Here is a 17,219-nt window from a genome sequence, read left to right on the forward strand (position 1 = left end):
CCCGTCGGCTGTAACCGAACCCTCCCCCGAAACGTCTAACGTTCGAGATTCGCACGGGCCTGCCCATGGGCCGGTGCGTGCGGGGACGACATCAGGAGACGGGGGGCCCGGGGGATGAGCAGCAGCTCGCGCCGGCGGCGCATCGTGAAGACCGCCGTGGGCCTCGCCGCCGTTCTCGTGCTGTCGGTGGCGGGGGCCGGGGCGTGGTTCTACCACCGGCTGGACAGCAACATCACCACCTTCGACGCGGGCGGCGTCGCGACCGAGCGGCCGCCGGCCCCCGTCCCGGTCACCCCGGGCGCGTCCGTCCCGGTCAACGTCCTGGTGCTCGGCTCGGACACCCGCACTGACGGCAACGCCGACCTCGGCGGCGGCGAGGAGGGCGTCGGCCACTCGGACACCGCGATCCTGCTGCACGTCTACGCGGACCACAAGCACGCCGTCGGCGTCTCGATCCCCCGCGACGCGCTGGTGACCATCCCGGCCTGCAAGCTGCCCAGCGGCCGGTGGACCGAGCCCCGGACCAACCAGATGTTCAACTCGGCGTTCACCATAGGCGAGTTCCCCCAGGGGAACCCCGCCTGCACGCAGAACACCGTCGAGGCGCTCACCGGCCTGCGGGTGGACCACACCATCGTGGTCGACTTCAAGGGCGTCGCCGCGATGACCGAGGCGATCAACGGCGTGGACGTCTGCGTCCCGAACGACGTGAACTCGCACAACATCAAGCTCAGGAAGGGGCTGCAGAAGCTCTCCGGGCAGCCCGCGGTCGACTACCTGCGGGCGCGGTACGGCATCGGCGACAACTCCGACATCGGGCGGATGAAGCGCCAGCAGGCCTTCCTCTCCGCGATGATCAGCAAGATCCAGGGGCTCGGCTTCTCGCTGCCGACCCTGCTCCCGCTGGCCGACGCCGCCACCCGCTCGCTCACCGTGGACGAGGGGCTGGGCACCGCGATGAAGCTGGTGGACTTCGCCCAGTCGCTGCAGGGCATCAAGCTCTCCGACATCACCTTCGTCACCACCCCCTGGCGCTTCTCCGGCGAACGGGTCGCGCTGGTCCACCCCGACGTGGACACCCTCTGGAAGCTGCTGCGCGAGGACCGCACCCTGGACGGGCAGAGCACCGGCCAGGCGGCCGACCCGGCCGCCGCCCCGCCCTCCCCCTCCCCGGACGCCTCGCCCACCGCGCTCTCGCCCGAGCAGTCGGCCGTACCGATCACCGTGGTCAACGGGGTCGGCGCCCCGGGGCTGGCCGGGAAGGGCGCCGAGGCGGTCCGCGCCAAGGGCTTCCAGAACATCACCCTGGACGCCACCGGCGGCAGCCGGCTGCGCACCGAGATCGCGTACGACCCGGCCTTCAAGACCGCCGCCGACCAGTTGGCGCTGGTCTTCCCGCAGGCCCGGTCCGTCGAGGAGCCGGGCGCCGGGGGCATCGTCATCACGCTCGGCCGCGACTACCACCCCACCGCGGCCACCGGGCCCGTCCCCGGCACCCCCGGTGTCGCGGGTGCCCCCGGTGCCCCGGCCGGGCCGGCGGCCGACCGGACGGCCGCACCGGGCGCCGCCGCCACCGGCACCCCGACCGGCGTCCCCACCGGCATCGCCGAGAACGCCCGCGGGGCCGACACCGACCCCTGCGCCAACCTGACCTTCGGCTAGGGAGCGGCGGCGTCGGGGTCCGCGCGGCGCGGGCGGAGGAGATCCGTGCGAGGGCGACACCTCCCGCCGGAAGGCCGGGGACGCGTGGTCGCACCAGCGGGCGTCCCGGGCCCGTCAGGTCGGCGAGGGCCGGCCCTGCTGCGGGTCGGGCAGGCCGGTGACCACCGCGGTCAGCCGGGTGCCGGCCGGGAAGGCACCGGCGGCGGCCAGCTCCGTCAGGGCGGCGAGCAGTTTGGCGACGTAGCGGTGCTCCAGCGCGATCCCGTGGCGCCGCTCGAAGTCCTCGGCGAAGGCGGCGAGCGCGGCCGGCACCTTGCCGTAGCCGCCGCCGTGGTGGTCGTGGTCGATCCGCCAGTTGTCGAACTCGCGGCCGTACGCGGCCCGGTGCAGCCGGGCGACCTCGCCCTCCAGGTAGCCGGCGCCGCCGCGCAGCACCGCCACGCCGAGCGCCCGCGCGCCGGGCGGCAGTCCGGCCGCGATCCCGGCGAGGGTGCCGCCGGTGCCGACCGGGCAGCAGACCACGTCCCGTGCGCCGAGGTCGGGCAGCTCCGCCGGGACGGCCGCCGCGCCGATCGCCGCCAAGGCGTTGGAGCCGCCCTCCGGCAGGACCAGGCACGGGCCCCAGCGCCGCCGCAGAGCGGCCTCGACCCCGGTGTCGGCCGCCCACCGGCCGGCCGCCTCCCGGTAGACCGACCGCGGCAGGAACTCCAGCCGCATGCCCGCCGCCTCGGCCGCCCGCAGCGACCAGTTGCGCGGGGCGCCCGCCAGTTCCTCGCCCCGCACCAGCCCGACGCTCTCCAGCCCGAGTGCGCCGGCCGCCACCGCCACCGCCCGCAGATGGGTCGAGTAGGCGCCGCCGAAGGTCAGCAGCCGGGTGTGCCCCTGCTCCACGGCGGCCGCCAGGTTGGGTGCGAGCTTGCGCCACTTGTTGCCCGGCACCGTGGGGTGCAGCAGGTCGTCGCGCTTGAGCCGGAGCTCCACCCCGGCCCGCGCCAACGCCTCGTCGGTGCAGTCCGTCAGCGGGGTCGGCAGCAGTGCGGGTTCGAGCATCGGGCCAGGATACGGAGCCGACGGCGACGCCCCCGCGGCCGCGGGCCGGACGGGACAGCGGTCCGGCCGGGGCGCGGGGGGCGCCCGCCCGGGTCTCCCCGGTGCGCTGAGCACACGCACCATGGCTCACACTAGTGCTGGCACGGATATTCATACTTACTGCTCAATATTCTCAACATTTCATCATGTCCATGGGGGATAGATGTCGATCGCGACGCCCGTCAGATCTGTGGAGGATCCGGTGACGACGGGACAGGGTTCCGCCGGGGGTGGACGGTTCCGCGTTCCGCGGGACCGCCGCCGCCCGGACTCCCGGCAGCTCTGGTTCGCCGCCGCCCTCCTCGGGCTCCCGCCGGTCCTCCACCTGGCCTCGGCCGACCTCGTGACCTTCGGTCTGCTCTGGTACGCCGCCGCCACGCTGATCCGCTCCCGGGCCTCCGCCTTCGACCGGCTGATGATCTCCGGCGCCGTGCTGATCGGCTGGACCTGCGCGCTCGGCCTGCTGGCCGGCTACTGGCCCTGGGGCCTGCACCCGGTGGCACTGGCGGAGGCCACCGCCGTCCTGCTGGCCGCGCTCCGGCTGGTCCGCCCTCCGGAAGCGCCCACCGGCCCGCAGCCGCTGCGCGCCCGGCTGCGCCGCGTCGTCCCGGTCCGCGACCGCCCGGTGCTCCTCGGCGCCGCGGCGGCCGCCGTGTTCCTCTTCTACCCACTGCTGCGGCGGGACGCCGTCGGCCGCCTCGGTACCGTCCTGGAGGCCGAGGACCTCGGCCGCCACGCGGCCCTCTACGACACCATCCTGCGCCTGGGCGGTCTCGCCTCCCTGCAGCAGGACGCGGCGTTCGACACCGTGACGCTGGGCCTCGGCACCTACCCGCAGGGCAGCCACCTGACGCTGGCGGTGGTGACCAGCTTCCTGCACGGGGGCACCGAGCGGGGGGCGCCGCTCGCCCAGGCGTCGCTGTTCGTCACACTCTTCACCCTGGTCACGGCCGCGCTGGCGGCAGCCGTCCTGTGGGCGGTGCGCCGCGCCGCCGGGCCCGCGCTGCGCGGCTGGCGGGGGCTGGCGCTCGCCGTCCCGGCCACCGCCTACCTGATCGTCGCCGAGCTGCCCCGTCTGCACAGCCGCGGCTTCCTGAGCGAGCTCTTCGCCCTCGGTCTGCTCGCGCTCCTGGTCGGCCTGGCGATCCGCCCGCTCGACCGCACCCGCGAGCAGGTCGCCGTGCTGGCCGCGCTGACGGTCGGCGTCTCCTTCGGCCACTACCTCCTGCTCCCGGCGGCCGCCGCCACGGTGCTCGCCTGGGCCGTGGTGAACCGGCGCGGCTGGCTCCGGCACTGGGCGACCGTGCTGCCGGTCGCCCTGCTCGGCGGCGCGCTCGCGCTGTTCCCGCCGTACGTCAACCACCAGTCGGCCGGCTCCGCGGACGTCCTGACGCTGCCCGGCGGCATCGGCCCGGTCAGCCGGCACCTCCTGCTGCCGCTCGTGGTGGCCGCGTTCGCCGCCCTGCTGACGCGCGGCGCGCGCGCCAACCGGCCGCGCCGGGTGGCCCTGCTCTCGCTCACCGCGGTCTCGCTGCTCTGCTTCGGAGTGATGGAGTACCAGCTGGCCACCGTCGGCGTGACGTCCTACTTCTACGAGAAGATGCTCCACCAGCTGCTGGTGGTCGGGCTGATCTGCTTCGCCGCCGCGCTGCTGCCGATGCTCGGCCGCCGGGCGCTGGCCGGGCAGCACCCCGGTACGACGGGCGGGACGGGCGCCGCCCGGCTCCGCTCGGGCGCGGCCGTGGTGGCCGTGGCGGGCTGCCTGACCTTCACCGTCGTCAGCAACGCCCAGCCGGACGGCGGGCGGACCGGCTGGGCGGGCAGCGCCGGCCGGGACCTGCTGCGCGGCGAGGCGGCCCGCCCCGGCGTGGCCGAGCGGGTCGCCGTGATCGAGGCGAGCGGCGCCGGGGACGGCCGGGTGGCGGTCTCCCTCGCCGGAAGCCGCGCCTGGGGCGAGACGGTGGAGGACTGGGGATCGGCCGAGGACAACCTCTGGCTCGGCGTGCTCAACCGTGACCAGGGCCGCTCCTGGCGGGCCTGGGAGTGGGCGCTGCACCGCCGCAGCGCCCAGGACGTGCTGGACTTCGCGGCCACCTCCCCGGAGCCGCTGAGGTTCTTCGTCGACGACTCCTCCCAGCTGCTCGCCGACCTCCGGGTCCTGACCGCCGGGGGCAAGCACCCGGAGCTGGCCGTCTCCGTGCTCCGCAAGGACAACGACGGCGACCTGGTCGTGGAGCCGGCCCGGCTCGGCTGACGGCGGAGGGGCCGCCACGGCCGACAGCGGAACGCCCCCGGCCGCCCATGGGCCGCCGGGGGCGTCAACGTGGCTTCGAAGCGGCCCTATTCGGGTGATTCCCGGCCTGTCGGTACAGTCGCCGCCGTCGCCGGTCACTAGAGTTCGTGCAGATGACCACACCTGGTCAAGCCCGGTCGTCCGGGCGAAAGGTGGGGCGGGTGGGACTCGAACCCACGACCAAGGGATTATGAGTCCCCTGCTCTAACCGGCTGAGCTACCGCCCCGGTTCGCCGCGCGCGCCGGTGACCCGGTCACGGCAGCAGCAGACGGCCCCGGAAGGCCGTCCCGGGCAGCATAGCCGGTCGATCACCCGTGGTGCGCGCCGGGGGCGCACATGGGTGCGCCCGGCCACTCACGCCTCCCCGGCCGGAGCAGCCCCGCTGGCGGGCCCGTGGCGGCCCCGGGAGCCTGGGCGGATGACGGTACGTGAGCTGGCGGCGGCCGGCGCCGCGCTGGCGGTCCTGGCGGCGGCGGGCTGCACCACGGCGGCGGGCCCCGGCGGCGCCATTCCGACGGTGAGCTCCCACCCGGCCACGGCCCCCGCGGACAGCCACGGCTGGAGCAGCGAGCGGCTGCGCGGCGCGCTCGCCCGGCACACCGGCGTCACCCGCACCGCCAAGCCCACCGTGCTCAACGGCCTGGTCGGCGCCGTTTTCACGCGCAACGCGGACGGCGACCACTTCTGCACCGCCAGCGTGGTCGACAGCGCCGGGCTGAACCTGATCGTCACCGCCGCGCACTGCGTCTGGGACCCGAAGCTCGGTCAGCGCGGCGACCTGGTCTTCGTCCCCGGCTACCGGGACGGCGAGACCCCGAGCGGCGTCTGGCCCCTGCTGGCCGTCACCGTCGACCAGGCCTGGAAGGACGGCGCCGACCCGGACGTGGACGTCGCCTTCGCCGTGGTCCAGCCGCAGGGCGGCCGGCAGGTGCAGCAGGTGCTCGGCGCCAACCGGCTGGGCATCGACCGCGGCCACCGGCTGCCGGTGAAGGTGACCGGCTACCCCGGCACCAGCGACGTCCCGATCACCTGTAGCAACACCACCTCCGAACAGAGCCCCTCCCAGCTGCGGATCGACTGCCCGGACTGGACCGGCGGCACCAGCGGCAGCCCCTGGGTGACGGATTTCGACCCGGACACCCGGACCGGGACCGTGGTCGGCGTGATCGGCGGCTACCAGGAGGGCGGCGACAGCCCCGACACCTCGTACAGCTGCTACTTCGGCGACCGCGTGCGGGCCCTCTACGACCGGGCCACGGGCTGACCGGGCCGGGCTGGCGTCGCCGCGCCCGGCCTGGTAGATCTTCCTCACGAACGGCGGACCGCAGGACCGGCAGGGCCCGCCCCGAGGACGAGACGGAGCCCCGATGGACTCCCGCCCGGTACGGCCCGCGCGCGCGGCCCAGGCGGCCGCCCTGGCGGCCCTGCTGCTGGCCGGCGCCGCCTGCGGCGGGAGCGACCGGGCGCCGACCGCCGAGGTGGCGCCGCGGAGCCCGGTGGGTGACCGGATCGGCACCCTCTCGGTGCGGACCCCGCAGGGCCCGCGGGCCTGTACGGCGAGCGTGGTGCAGAGCCCCGGGCGCAATCTGCTGGTGACCGCCGCGCACTGCGTGCAGAGCCGCCGGATCGGCCTGCTGGACGGCCTGGTGTTCACCCCCGGCTATCGCAACGGGTACTCGCCGTACGGGAGTTGGCCGGTCGAGTCGATCACGGTGGATCCGCGTTGGGCCTCCGACGACGACCCCGAGTACGACGTGGCCTTCGTCACCCTGCGGGCGGCGGGCGGGCGGGACGTCGAGGACGCGGTCGGCGGCAACCCGCTCGGCACCGGCCAGGGCTTCGGCCTCGCCGTCTCGGTGACCGGTTATCCCAATGGAAGCGATGAACCGATCACCTGTTCGGCACATACCCGCTCACAGAGTCCGACCCAGGAGCGCTTCGACTGCGGCGGCTACACCGACGGCACCAGCGGGAGCCCCTGGGTCACCACGACCGGCGCGGTGGTCGGCGTGATCGGCGGCTACCAGGAGGGCGGCGAGACGCCCGGCACCTCGTACAGCGTCACCTTCGACGAGCGGGTCGCCGAGCTGTACCGGCAAGCCACCGCCTGACCCCGACTGCCCCGATCCGGCCCGATCCGGCCCGGTCGGGTCAGGTCGGGTCGCGGAAACACGAAGGCCCCCCGGTGACCGGGGGGCCTTCGCTCTGAGCACTCACCGGGCGGGCCCGGTGAAGCTCCCGCATTTGGACTCGAACCAAAAACCTGCCGGTTAACAGCCGGCTGCTCTGCCAATTGAGCTATGCGGGATCGCGGTGGACCACAGTCGCACCACGGCCAGGACGGCCGACCCGAAGGCCCGCCACCTGAGCTCCCCCAATTGGACTCGAACCAATAACCTGCCGATTAACAGTCGGCTGCTCTGCCAATTGAGCTATGGGGGATCGAGCTTCCGCTTCGGCCCCCGGTTCCCCGGGCTCCTCGGCGCTCGCTGCGGGACATACATTAGCGCACTCGGGGGGGTGGTCCGCCAATCGCTTTCCCCGGCCGCCCCGGCGGACCCCCTGCCCGGCGTGCCCCGCGCGCGCCCGGCGCGGCACCCGGGGATGCTGAGGAGCGCGGACGGTTCGCCGCCCCGCTGAACGGGTAGAGCATTGCGGCAATGGCCGCCAGGAGAGGGTGGAATCCGATCATGTGGAAGCTGTCGTTGACCGTGGGACTCGCGGCGGGCTACATCCTGGGCTCGCGGGCCGGGCGCCAGCGGTACGAACAGATCGCCAAGGCCACCCGGCAGGTGGCCCGCAACCCCAAGGTGCAGGGCGCGGCCGACAAGGCCAAGCAGCAGGCCGGCGCGGTGGCCGGGAAGGCGGCGGGTGCCGTCGCCGACAAGGTCGGCGACAAGCTGCCGAACGCCGTCACCGACCGGGTGTCGTACTTCAACCGCACCCGGGTCGAGGACGACAGCTGGGGTACCTTCCGCCCGTGACCGGGCGGTGACGGGCGGGGCGGCCGGGACGGCTCCGGAGCGGTACCGAACGAGCAACACTTACCGGGCCTGGCAGCGTCCGGACGTGCGCTGAGGCATGATCTCGACATGGCCATCGTCGCGGGGATAGACAGCTCGACCGGTCGCACCCGGATCGTCGCGTGCGACAGCGAGACCGGCGCGGTGCTGCGGTCCGGCAAGGCGCCGCACCCCGTGCCGCAGGCGGCCGACCTGCGGGCCGGCGAGGCCGACCCGCAGGTCTGGCTGCACTCGCTGGGGGACGCCGCCGCCGGTGGTCTGCTGGAGGGCGTCCGGGCGATCGGCGTCAGCGCGCAGCAGCACGGCATGATCGGCCTGGACGCGGGCGGCGTCCTGGTCCGCCCCGCGATCCTCTGGAACGACCCGCGCTCCAGCGGCGCCGCCGCCGCGCTGCTGGACGCGCTCGGCGGCCCAGCGGCCTGGACAGCGGCGATCGGGGCCGTCCCCGGCCCGATGTACACCATCGCCAAGCTGCGCTGGCTGGCCGAGTTCGAACCGGCCAACGCCCGCCGGGTGGCCGAGGTGCTGCTGCCGCACGACTGGCTGGTCTGGCAACTGCTCGGCCACCCCAAGCGGCGCACCACCGACCGGGGCGACGCCTCCGGCACCGGCTACTGGTCGCCGATCACCGGTGAGTACCGGCAGGACCTGGTGGAGCTCGCGCTCGGCCACGAGCTGAGGCTGCCCGACGTGCTCGGCCCCGCCGAACCCGCCGGGCACACCCCCGAGGGCCTGCTGATCTCGGCCGGCACCGGCGACAACATGGCCGCCGCGCTCGGGCTGGGCCTGCGGCCCGGCGACGCGGTGGTCTCGCTGGGCAGCTCCGGGACGATCTTCGCGGTGAACGAGCAGGCCGTGGTGGACGCCACCGGGCTGGTCTCCTCCTTCGCCGACGCCACCGGCCGCCACCTGCCGATGGTCGCCACCCTGAACGCCGCCCAGGTGCTCCGCTCCACGGCGGCGATGCTCGGCTGCGACCTGGACGGCCTCAGCGACCTGGCCCTGCGCTCCTCCCCCGGGGCGTACGGCCTGGTGCTGCTGCCCTACCTGGACGGCGAGCGGACGCCCGCGCTGCCCCACGCGGCCGGCACCCTGACCGGGCTCCGGGCCGAGTCGATGACCCCCGAGCACCTGGCCCGGGCCGCCGTCGAGGGCATGCTCTGCAACATCGCGGACGCGCTGGACGTGCTGCGCGCCCAGGGCGTCGGGGTGAAGCGGGTCTTCCTGCTGGGCGCCACCGGGCGGCTGCCGGCCGTGCGACAGATCGCCCCGCAGCTGTTCGGCATCCCGGTCGTGGTGCCGCCGCCGGGCGCCCACGCGGCGCGCGGCGCGGCCCGGCAGGCCGCCTGGGCGCTGGCCGGCACCCCCGAACCGCCGCGCTGGGAGCTTCCGGAGGCCGTCACCGTCACGCCGGACGCCGAGCAGGACCTGCCGGTCGGCTCGGCGGTCCGTCAGCAGTACCGCGCCGCCCGCGAGCAGATCCACCCGGAGACGGCCGCCTGATCCGCCCGGCGGCCCCCGGGAGCCGGCGTGCCGCGCCGCCGTGGAGATGCGCCTTCCGGTGGCCGGTGGCAGCGTGAGGAGCGACGCGGTCACCGGAGCGAAGGGCGACAGGACCACATGGCGCTGCACAAGGGGACCGGCGACGACCGCCGGCTGTCCGTCAATCCGTTCGTCGGCTCCGCCGATCCGCTGAGCGCGATGGAGCTGGCCCCGCCGCTGCACCGCCTCTCCGACGGCCCGGTGGCAGCCGACACGGCGTACCAGCTGATCCACGACGAGCTGATGCTGGACGGGAACGCCAAGCTCAACCTGGCGACCTTCGTCACCACGTCGATGGAGGTCCAGGCCACCCGGCTGATGACCGAGTGCCTCGACAAGAACATGATCGACAAGGACGAGTACCCGCAGACCGCCGAGCTGGAGCGGCGCTGCGTGGCGATCCTCGCCGACCTCTGGCACGCGCCCGACCCGAGCACCGCGGTCGGCTGCTCCACCACCGGCTCCAGCGAGGCCTGCATGCTGGCCGGCCTCGCCCTCAAGCGGCGCTGGATGAAGCGCAACGCCGACCGGTACGCGGCCGGCGCCCGCCCGAACCTGGTGATGGGCGTCAACGTCCAGGTCTGCTGGGAGAAGTTCTGCACCTTCTGGGAGGTCGAGGCCCGCCTCGTGCCGATGGCCGGCGAGCGCTTCCACCTCGGCACGGAGGAGGCGCTGGCGCTCTGCGACGAGGACACCATCGGGGTGGTGGCCGTGCTCGGCTCGACCTTCGACGGCTCCTACGAGCCGGTGGCGGAGCTCAGCGCCGCCCTCGACGCGCTGCAGCAGCGCACCGGGCTGGACATCCCGGTCCACGTGGACGGCGCCTCCGGCGCCATGGTCGCGCCCTTCCTGGACCCCGAGCTGGTCTGGGACTTCCGGCTGCCGCGGGTCGCCTCGATCAACACCTCCGGCCACAAGTACGGCCTGGTCTACCCCGGGGTCGGCTGGGCGCTCTGGCGGGACCACGACTCGCTGCCCGAGGAGCTGGTGTTCCGGGTCAACTACCTCGGCGGGGAGATGCCGACCTTCGCGCTGAACTTCTCCCGCCCCGGCGCGGAGGTGATCGCGCAGTACTACACCTTCCTGCGGCTGGGCCGCAGCGGCTTCACGGCCGTCCAGGGGGCCTGCCGGGAGGTCGCGGTCTACCTCGCCGGGCAGATCGAGGCGCTCGGCGACTTCCGGCTGCTGACCCGGGGCGACGAACTGCCGGTCTTCGCCTTCACCACCTCCGAGGAGGTGAGCTTCGACGTGTTCGACGTCTCGCGGAGACTGCGCGAGCGCGGCTGGCAGGTACCGGCGTACACCTTCCCCGCCGACCGGGAGGACCTCTCGGTGCTCCGGGTGGTCTGCCGCAACGGCTTCTCCCGGGACCTGGCCGACCTGCTGCTCGCCGACCTCGACCGGCTGCTGCCGGAGCTGCGGAGCCAGCCCCGCCCGCTCAAGGAGTACGGGGTGCCGCCCAGGACGGCCTTCCACCACTGACACCGGCTCGGCCGAGGCGGGCGCCGGCGGGCCCGTGATCACGGCGGGGGAGGGCGCACAGAAGCGCCCTCCCCCGCCGTACGTCCCTCGGACGGGGCAGCCTCCCCCCGCGAGGCTGCCATGTCCGGTGGGGGATCGGGACGTCGGGGACCGGCCTGGAAAGCAGGGTCCGGACGAAACATCCGGACCGCGAAACGCACCGGTGAGAGAACTCTGCATGACGACCAGGCACCTGTTCGAGCGTCAGCCGGGGTTGTGAGACACTTCCGTCCGTCTCAGGGCCAGGACCTGGTGTTTGGGACAACATGCCGATGAGGTTGGAGACACGGGAGCGGCCCCCACGGCCCGGGCCGGAGCCCCTTCAGGCCCTTCCGGCGCCTCCGCCGCCCGCCTCCGATGTTGGGACTGACCGAATGGGCTCCGCCTGGAAGCAACTGCCGGACGACCTCTCCGTGCCCGCGAGGCGCCTGACGGAGGAGCTCCGTGCGGTCAAGGACGCCACCGGGTTCTCGCTCTCCGAGCTCGCCTCCCGGACCCACTACAGCCGGGCCTCCTGGGAACGCTGGCTGAACGGCAAGCGGGTCATCACCGAGCAGGCGCTCGACGCCCTGATCAGGGCGGTCGAGTGCGACGGCCCCGCGCTGCGGGCGCTCTGGGAGCAGACCGCGGCGGGTGCGCGGGACGCGGCCGGCACCGACGGCGTGCCGGCGGACACGGAGGCGCAGGCGTACCCGGACCCGGACGGCCCGGCGGTCCAGGAGCCGGCGGTGGAAGGGGCCGGGGCGGACCCGGAGCCGGAGCCGGAGCCGGAACCCGCGGAGCCCGACGGCGCCGAACCGGTGGTCGAGGACCGGCCGGACCAGGCGCCGTCCGTCCGCTGGTGGCGGCGGCCGGTCGCCCTGGTCGGCTGCGCGGCCGCGGTGGCCGCCCTGATGGTGCTGGCCGGGGTCCACTACACCCGCGGCGACGGCGCCGAACCGGCCGCCGTCGCACAGGTCACCGGGGCCGGGACGGCCACGGCCACCCCGACCGCGCGGACCGCCCCGACCGAGTCGTCCTGCCAGGCGATGGGCTGCTCGCACAAGGATCCCAAGGCGACCGGCTGCGGCGCCGACGCCCGCACCCTGCTGACCGGCAACATCGGCAAGGTGGTGATCTACCTCCGCTACAGCCAGCGCTGCCAGGCCGCCTGGGCCGCCATCACCGAGGGCGCGCCGGACGACTGGGCGACCATCACCAGCAGCGGCGGCGAGACCGAGACGGCGCTGATCCACTGGGGGTACGACAACTACTCGGCGATGGTGAACGCGGCGGACCCGAACGCCACCTTCCGGGTCTGCGGCCACCAGCCGGCCGGGGACGCCTGCACGGCGGGCGTCTCGGGGCTGGCCGAGATGATCGCCTCGACCCCGATCCCGATCGGCCCGGCCTCGCCGCCGGCCACCCCCGCCGCCCCGGTGCCCAGCTCCTAGTCGAGGTAGCCGCGGAGCTGCTCGGCGAAGGCGTGCTCCCGGAGCTTGACCAGGGTCTTGGACTCGATCTGGCGGATCCGCTCCCTGGTCACGCCGAACAGCACGCCGATCTCCTCCAGGGTCCGCGGGCGGCCGTCGTCCAGGCCGTAGCGGAGCTGGACGACCTGGCGCTCGCGGTCCCCCAGCGTGGCCAGTACCGCCTCCAGGTGCTGGCGCAGCAGCAGGAAGGTGGCGGACTCGGCCGGTGAGGCCGCGTCCGCGTCCTCGATCAGGTCGCCGAGCGCGACGTCGTCCTCCTCGCCGACCGGGGTGTGCAGCGAGATCGGCTCCTGGGCCAGCCGGAGCAGCTCGCGCACCCGGGCCTCGGTCAGCTCCAGGGCGACGGCGATCTCGGCCGGGCCCGGCTCGGTCCCGCTCTCCTGGAGCAGCGCGCGCTGCACCCGGATGACCCGGTTGATCAGCTCGACCACGTGCACCGGCACCCGGATCGTCCGCGCCTGGTCGGCCAGCGCCCGGCTCATCGCCTGGCGGATCCACCAGGTCGCGTAGGTCGAGAACTTGTACCCGCGGGCGTAGTCGAACTTCTCCACCGCCCGGATCAGGCCGAGGTTGCCCTCCTGGACCAGGTCCAGCATGGTGAGGCCGCGGCCGATGTACCGCTTGGCGACCGAGACCACCAGACGCAGGTTGGCCTCGATCAGCCGCCGTTTGGCGATCCGCCCGGTCACCACCAGGGTGTCCAGCTCCCCGGCCAGCGGGTCGGGCGGCGGCGGCTCGCGGTTGAGCCGCTCCTCCGCGAACAGGCCGGCCTCGATCCGGCGGGCCAGCTCCACCTCCTCGGCGGCGTTCAGCAGCCGGATCCGGCCGATCTCGCGCAGGTACTGGCGGAAGAGGTCCGCCGCCGGGCCGGTGGCGCCCGCCGGGCCGGGGTCGGGCTCGGCGTCGAGGTCCGGCTCGGCCTCGGACCCCGGCTCCGCCGCCCGACCGGCGGCGGGCACGGGATCGGGATCGGGGTCGGCGGCCCCGGGGTGGCCCTCCGGGCGGCCCTGCACGGGCACCCGGGCACCGTCGGCGGGCGGCGGGCCGGCCCGGCCGTGGTCGTCGTCGTGGGGGGCGAGCGGATCGGTGGTCGGGCGGGGGGTCGCGGCTAGGCCTTGGTCCACGGGCATCCCTCGGGGCGGGCGCGACTCTGGCGGACCCGCGCGCTGGACGGAGGTGGGACGCCCTCCAGTGTGCGGTACGCCACGCTTCGTGGCCGAGACTCGTGCGCGGACTTTCTCCGGCGGGCCGCGAGGGCCGCTCCTCCGGGAGGCGCCCGCGCCGGCGCCGGACCGGACCCGGCGTCAGAGCGCGGCGGCGCCCCGGCTGCGCAGGCTCTGCCCGTACTGCTGGAGCTGCCACAGCTCGGTCTGCACCGCGTGCAGTTCCTCGGCGGAGGCCCGGGTGCCGAGCCGCTGGAGGTGCCCGCGGACCTCCTCGACGCGGCGGTCGACCGCCAGCAGCCGCAGCTTGACCAGGAACTCCCCGGCGTAGATCGCGTCCACCTTGCGGCGCGAGCGCACCGGTTCGACGATCAGCTCGGTGACCAGCGAACGGACCCGGTCGTCCGGGGCCGCCTCGCGGACCGTGCTGGTGAAGTCGGCCAGGGTGGCCCCGTACGCGGCGCCGCCGGCCTGGCCGATGGCGCGGCGCACGGCGGTGTACGGCGGCGTGGGGAACTCGTCCTCGCCGTAGTGGTCGAAGGCCGGGCTGACCAGGTCCGGGTGCTGCAGGGCCAGCTTGAGCAGCTCGCGCTCGACGAACTGGGCCGGGTCCCGCGGGTTGAGCCGGAAGGCCGGCGGGGCGGAGCGGACCGGCTGGGCCTGCTCGGGGCGGCGCTGCTGGCCGTTGGCGCGCGGGTTCTGCTGGCGCTCGCGCTCCCAGCGGGCCAGCTGGGAGATCCGGCGGACCACGAACTGCTCGTCCAGGATGCCGAGCATGCCGGCCAGCCGGACGGCGTACTCGTGCTGGATCGAGCGGTCCTTGATCTTGGCGACGATCGGCGCGGCCTCCTCCAGGGCCGCCGAGCGGCCCTCCGGGTTCTCCACCCGGTGCCGGGCGACGGCCGAGCGCAGCGCGAACTCGAACAGCGGGACGGGGTTGTCGATCAGCTCCCGGACCGCCTCGTCGCCCTTGGCCAGGCGCAGGTCGCACGGGTCCATGCCGCCGGGGCTGACCGCGATGGAGGTCTTGGCGGCGAACTTCTGGTCGTCCTCGAAGGCCCGCAGGGCGGCCTTCTGGCCGGCCGCGTCGCCGTCGAAGGTGAAGACCGTCTCGCCGCGGTACTGGGAGGTGTCCATCAGCAGCCGGCGGATGATCTTGATGTGGTCCTCGGCGAAGGCGGTGCCGCAGGTGGCCACCGCCGTGGTGACCCCGGCCAGGTGGCAGGCCATCACGTCGGTGTAGCCCTCGACCACCACCGCCCGGCCCGACTTGGCGATCTCCTTCTTCGCCAGGTCGATGCCGTACAGCACGTGGGACTTCTTGTAGATCGGCGTCTCGGGCGTGTTGAGGTACTTCGGGCCGTTGTCGTCCTCGCGCAGCCGGCGGGCGCCGAAGCCGACCGTCTCACCGGCGATGTCGCGGATCGGCCAGACCAGCCGGCCCCGGAAGCGGTCGATCAGGCCGCCGCGCTGGCCCTGCGAGGCCAGGCCGCCGAGCAGGATCTCCTTGTCGCTGAAGCCCTTGCCGCGCAGGTAGCGGACCAGGTTCTCCCAGCCGGCCGGGGCATAGCCGACGCCGAAGGTCGCCGCCGCCGCCTCGTCGAAACCGCGCTCGGCGAGGAAGCGCCGCCCGATCTCGGCCTCCGGCGAGCCGAGCTGCTCCCGGAACCAGGCGGCGGCCACCTTGTGCGCCTCGACCAGCCGGGTGCGCTCGCCCTGCTGGTGGCGGGGGCTGTAGCCACCCTCCTCGTAGCGGAGCGTGATGTTGGCCTGGGCGGCCATCCGCTCGACGGCCTCGGCGAAGGTGAAGTGCTCGATCTTCATCAGGAAGGCGATGGTGTCGCCGTTCTCCTGGCAGCCGAAGCAGTGGAAGACGCCCTTGGCGGGGTTCACGTAGAAGGAGGCGGACTTCTCGTCGTGGAACGGGCAGACGCCCTTGTACTCGCCACCGCCACCGTTGGTGAGCTGTACGTAGTCGCCGACCACCACGTCGATCGGCAGTGCGCTCCGCACCGCCTGTACGTCTTCGTCCCTGATCCGCCCGGCCACCCCGGAAGTCTACTGGGGCGGCGCGGGTTACCGACCGCGCCGGGGCGGCCTCCTCACGACCGGGGCGGCCCCACCAGTCGGGCGTGCAGCGCCAGGGCGGAGGCGTCGGTGAGGGTGGCGATCTGGTCGATCACCGCACGGAGGGCCCCGCGGTCGTCCTCCGCCTCGCGGTAGAGGGTGGCGAAGACCGGGTCCAGGCCCTCGGGCGCCCGCTCGGCGAGGACGTGGGCCAGCTCGGCGATCACGATCCGCTGGCGGGCCCGGAGCTGGGCCTGCTCGTCGCGCTGCATCACGAAGCGCACCGCGACGGCCTTGAGCACCGCGCACTCCAGCCGGACGTCCCGCGGCACCACCAGCTCGGCCGCGTACCGGCTGAGCCGGCCGGGGCCGTAGCGGGCCCGGGTGGCCTGCTCGGCGGCCAGGCAGAAGCGGCCGATCAGCTGGCTGGTGAGGTCCTTCAGGCCGGCCCGGGCGCGGGCCGAGCCGTCGTAGGCGCTGGGCCACCACTCCTGGCCGAGCAGCCGGTCCAGCGCGGCGGCCAGCTCCTCGGGCTCGGCGTCCGGCGCGTAGCGCTCGGCCACCTTGAACAGCTCGGCGCGCTCGCTCGGGGCGCGCAGCACGGCCGGCTCGATGTGGCCGGCCTGGAGGCCGTCCTCCACGTCGTGGGTGGAGTACGCGACATCGTCGGACCAGTCCATCACGGTGGCCTCGAAGCACTTGCGCCCGGGCGGGGTGCCGGCCCGCAGCCAGCGGAACACCGGCAGGTCGTCGGCGTAGACGCCGTACTTGGACGAGGCCGGGTCGACCGGGTGCGCGCCGTACGTCCAGGGGTACTTGGTGGCGGCGTCCAGTGCGGCCCGGGTCAGGTTGAGGCCGACGCTGCGGCCGGGCCAAGGGGCGAGCCGGGCGGGCTGCTCGTCCTGCGGGGCGAAGCGCTTGGGCTCCAGGCGGGTCAGGATGCGCAGCGACTGCGCGTTGCCCTCGAAGCCGCCGCAGGCCTCGGCGGCCTGGTCGAGGGCCTCCTCGCCGGTGTGGCCGAACGGCGGGTGGCCGATGTCGTGGGCCAGGCAGGCCGTCTCGACGAGGTCCGGGTCGCAGCCGAGGGCGGCGCCCAACTCCCGCCCGACCTGGGCGCATTCGAGCGAGTGGGTGAGCCTGGTCCGGGGGAAGTCACTGCGCATCGGGGCAACGACCTGGGTGGTGCCGGCGAGTCGGCGCAGGGCCGCGGAGTGCAGCACGCGGGCGCGGTCGCGCTGGAAGGCCGTCCGGCCCGGGCGCTTGTCCGGCTCGGGCACCCAGCGGGCCTCGGCGGCGTGGTCGTACGGGAACGGGGCGTCGGGGAGGCGGTGTGCAGTGTCGTCCATATGCCAATCACCGTACGCCGCCGCTCCGACAGCCGGGATG

General features: G+C 74.4%; 12 protein-coding genes and 3 tRNA genes. 8 read left to right on the forward strand and 7 right to left on the reverse strand.

Annotation, left to right across the window (positions count from 1 at the left end; translation table 11 throughout):
- Positions 1 to 114 precede the first annotated feature (114 nt).
- Positions 115 to 1,662 (forward strand): LCP family protein, encoded by a 1,548-nt coding sequence (locus tag ABZ497_RS02575; RefSeq protein WP_359802929.1) that lies wholly within the window; start codon positions 115 to 117, stop codon positions 1,660 to 1,662.
- A 114-nt stretch (positions 1,663 to 1,776) separates the two neighbouring features.
- Here the strand turns inward: ABZ497_RS02575 and ABZ497_RS02580 are convergent, their stop codons facing one another.
- Positions 1,777 to 2,712 carry a pyridoxal-phosphate dependent enzyme gene (locus tag ABZ497_RS02580; RefSeq protein WP_359802931.1) on the reverse strand — a complete coding sequence of 312 codons (936 nt, stop codon included), beginning with the start codon at positions 2,710 to 2,712 and terminating at the stop codon, positions 1,777 to 1,779.
- A 241-nt stretch (positions 2,713 to 2,953) separates the two neighbouring features.
- On the opposite strand from ABZ497_RS02580, the gene ABZ497_RS02585 reads away from it, so the two are divergent.
- On the forward strand, positions 2,954 to 5,005 hold the full coding sequence (locus ABZ497_RS02585) for a hypothetical protein (protein ID WP_359802932.1): 2,052 nt from the start codon (positions 2,954 to 2,956) through the stop codon (positions 5,003 to 5,005).
- 192 nt (positions 5,006 to 5,197) lie between these two features.
- Here the strand turns inward: ABZ497_RS02585 and ABZ497_RS02590 are convergent.
- Positions 5,198 to 5,271 (reverse strand) — tRNA-Ile (locus ABZ497_RS02590).
- Positions 5,272 to 5,463: 192 nt separating this feature from the next.
- On the opposite strand from ABZ497_RS02590, the gene ABZ497_RS02595 reads away from it, so the two are divergent.
- Both ABZ497_RS02595 and ABZ497_RS02600 read left to right on the forward strand, forming a co-directional pair.
- Positions 5,464 to 6,309 (forward strand): hypothetical protein, encoded by an 846-nt coding sequence (locus ABZ497_RS02595; RefSeq protein ID WP_359802933.1) that lies wholly within the window; start codon positions 5,464 to 5,466, stop codon positions 6,307 to 6,309.
- Positions 6,310 to 6,412: 103 nt separating this feature from the next.
- Positions 6,413 to 7,156 (forward strand): trypsin-like peptidase domain-containing protein, encoded by a 744-nt coding sequence (locus ABZ497_RS02600; protein WP_359802934.1) that lies wholly within the window; start codon positions 6,413 to 6,415, stop codon positions 7,154 to 7,156.
- Positions 7,157 to 7,280: 124 nt separating this feature from the next.
- On the opposite strand, the gene ABZ497_RS02605 is transcribed toward ABZ497_RS02600, so the two are convergent.
- Both ABZ497_RS02605 and ABZ497_RS02610 read right to left on the reverse strand, forming a co-directional pair.
- A tRNA-Asn gene (locus ABZ497_RS02605) sits at positions 7,281 to 7,353 on the reverse strand.
- 61 nt (positions 7,354 to 7,414) lie between these two features.
- Positions 7,415 to 7,487: transfer RNA gene (locus tag ABZ497_RS02610), tRNA-Asn, on the reverse strand.
- Positions 7,488 to 7,705: 218 nt separating this feature from the next.
- On the opposite strand from ABZ497_RS02610, the gene ABZ497_RS02615 reads away from it, so the two are divergent.
- The 4 genes from ABZ497_RS02615 (at position 7,706) to ABZ497_RS02630 (ending at position 12,564) form a co-directional block, all read left to right on the forward strand.
- Positions 7,706 to 8,029, forward strand: coding sequence for a hypothetical protein (locus tag ABZ497_RS02615; protein WP_329487516.1), 324 nt, complete (start codon positions 7,706 to 7,708; stop codon positions 8,027 to 8,029).
- Between the two features lie 108 nt (positions 8,030 to 8,137).
- Positions 8,138 to 9,571, forward strand: coding sequence for an FGGY family carbohydrate kinase (locus tag ABZ497_RS02620; protein WP_359802936.1), 1,434 nt, complete (start codon positions 8,138 to 8,140; stop codon positions 9,569 to 9,571).
- 117 nt (positions 9,572 to 9,688) lie between these two features.
- Entirely contained in the window at positions 9,689 to 11,092 is a 1,404-nt protein-coding gene (locus ABZ497_RS02625) for a glutamate decarboxylase (protein ID WP_359802938.1), read from the forward strand.
- A 413-nt stretch (positions 11,093 to 11,505) separates the two neighbouring features.
- The gene (locus ABZ497_RS02630) at positions 11,506 to 12,564 is read left to right on the forward strand and encodes a DUF2690 domain-containing protein (RefSeq protein ID WP_359802940.1); all 1,059 of its coding nucleotides are present in this window, start codon (positions 11,506 to 11,508) and stop codon (positions 12,562 to 12,564) included.
- Here ABZ497_RS02630 and ABZ497_RS02635 read toward each other — a convergent pair.
- The 3 genes from ABZ497_RS02635 to ABZ497_RS02645 all read right to left on the reverse strand — a co-directional run bounded on the left by ABZ497_RS02635 (position 12,561) and on the right by ABZ497_RS02645 (position 17,179).
- Positions 12,561 to 13,727: a sigma-70 family RNA polymerase sigma factor gene (locus tag ABZ497_RS02635; RefSeq protein WP_359802942.1), complete on the reverse strand. Its 1,167-nt coding sequence runs from the start codon at positions 13,725 to 13,727 to the stop codon at positions 12,561 to 12,563. The genes ABZ497_RS02630 and ABZ497_RS02635 overlap by 4 nt on opposite strands.
- Before the next feature lie 180 nt (positions 13,728 to 13,907).
- Positions 13,908 to 15,815 (reverse strand): DNA primase, encoded by a 1,908-nt coding sequence (gene dnaG, locus ABZ497_RS02640; RefSeq protein ID WP_352289783.1) that lies wholly within the window; start codon positions 15,813 to 15,815, stop codon positions 13,908 to 13,910.
- A 53-nt stretch (positions 15,816 to 15,868) separates the two neighbouring features.
- Positions 15,869 to 17,179 carry a deoxyguanosinetriphosphate triphosphohydrolase gene (locus tag ABZ497_RS02645; protein ID WP_329487526.1) on the reverse strand — a complete coding sequence of 437 codons (1,311 nt, stop codon included), beginning with the start codon at positions 17,177 to 17,179 and terminating at the stop codon, positions 15,869 to 15,871.
- Between the last annotated feature and the right edge of the window lie 40 nt (positions 17,180 to 17,219).

Origin of the sequence: Kitasatospora sp. NPDC005751, assembly GCF_040630835.1 — a bacterium.
Taxonomy (GTDB): Bacteria; Actinomycetota; Actinomycetes; order Streptomycetales; family Streptomycetaceae; genus Kitasatospora.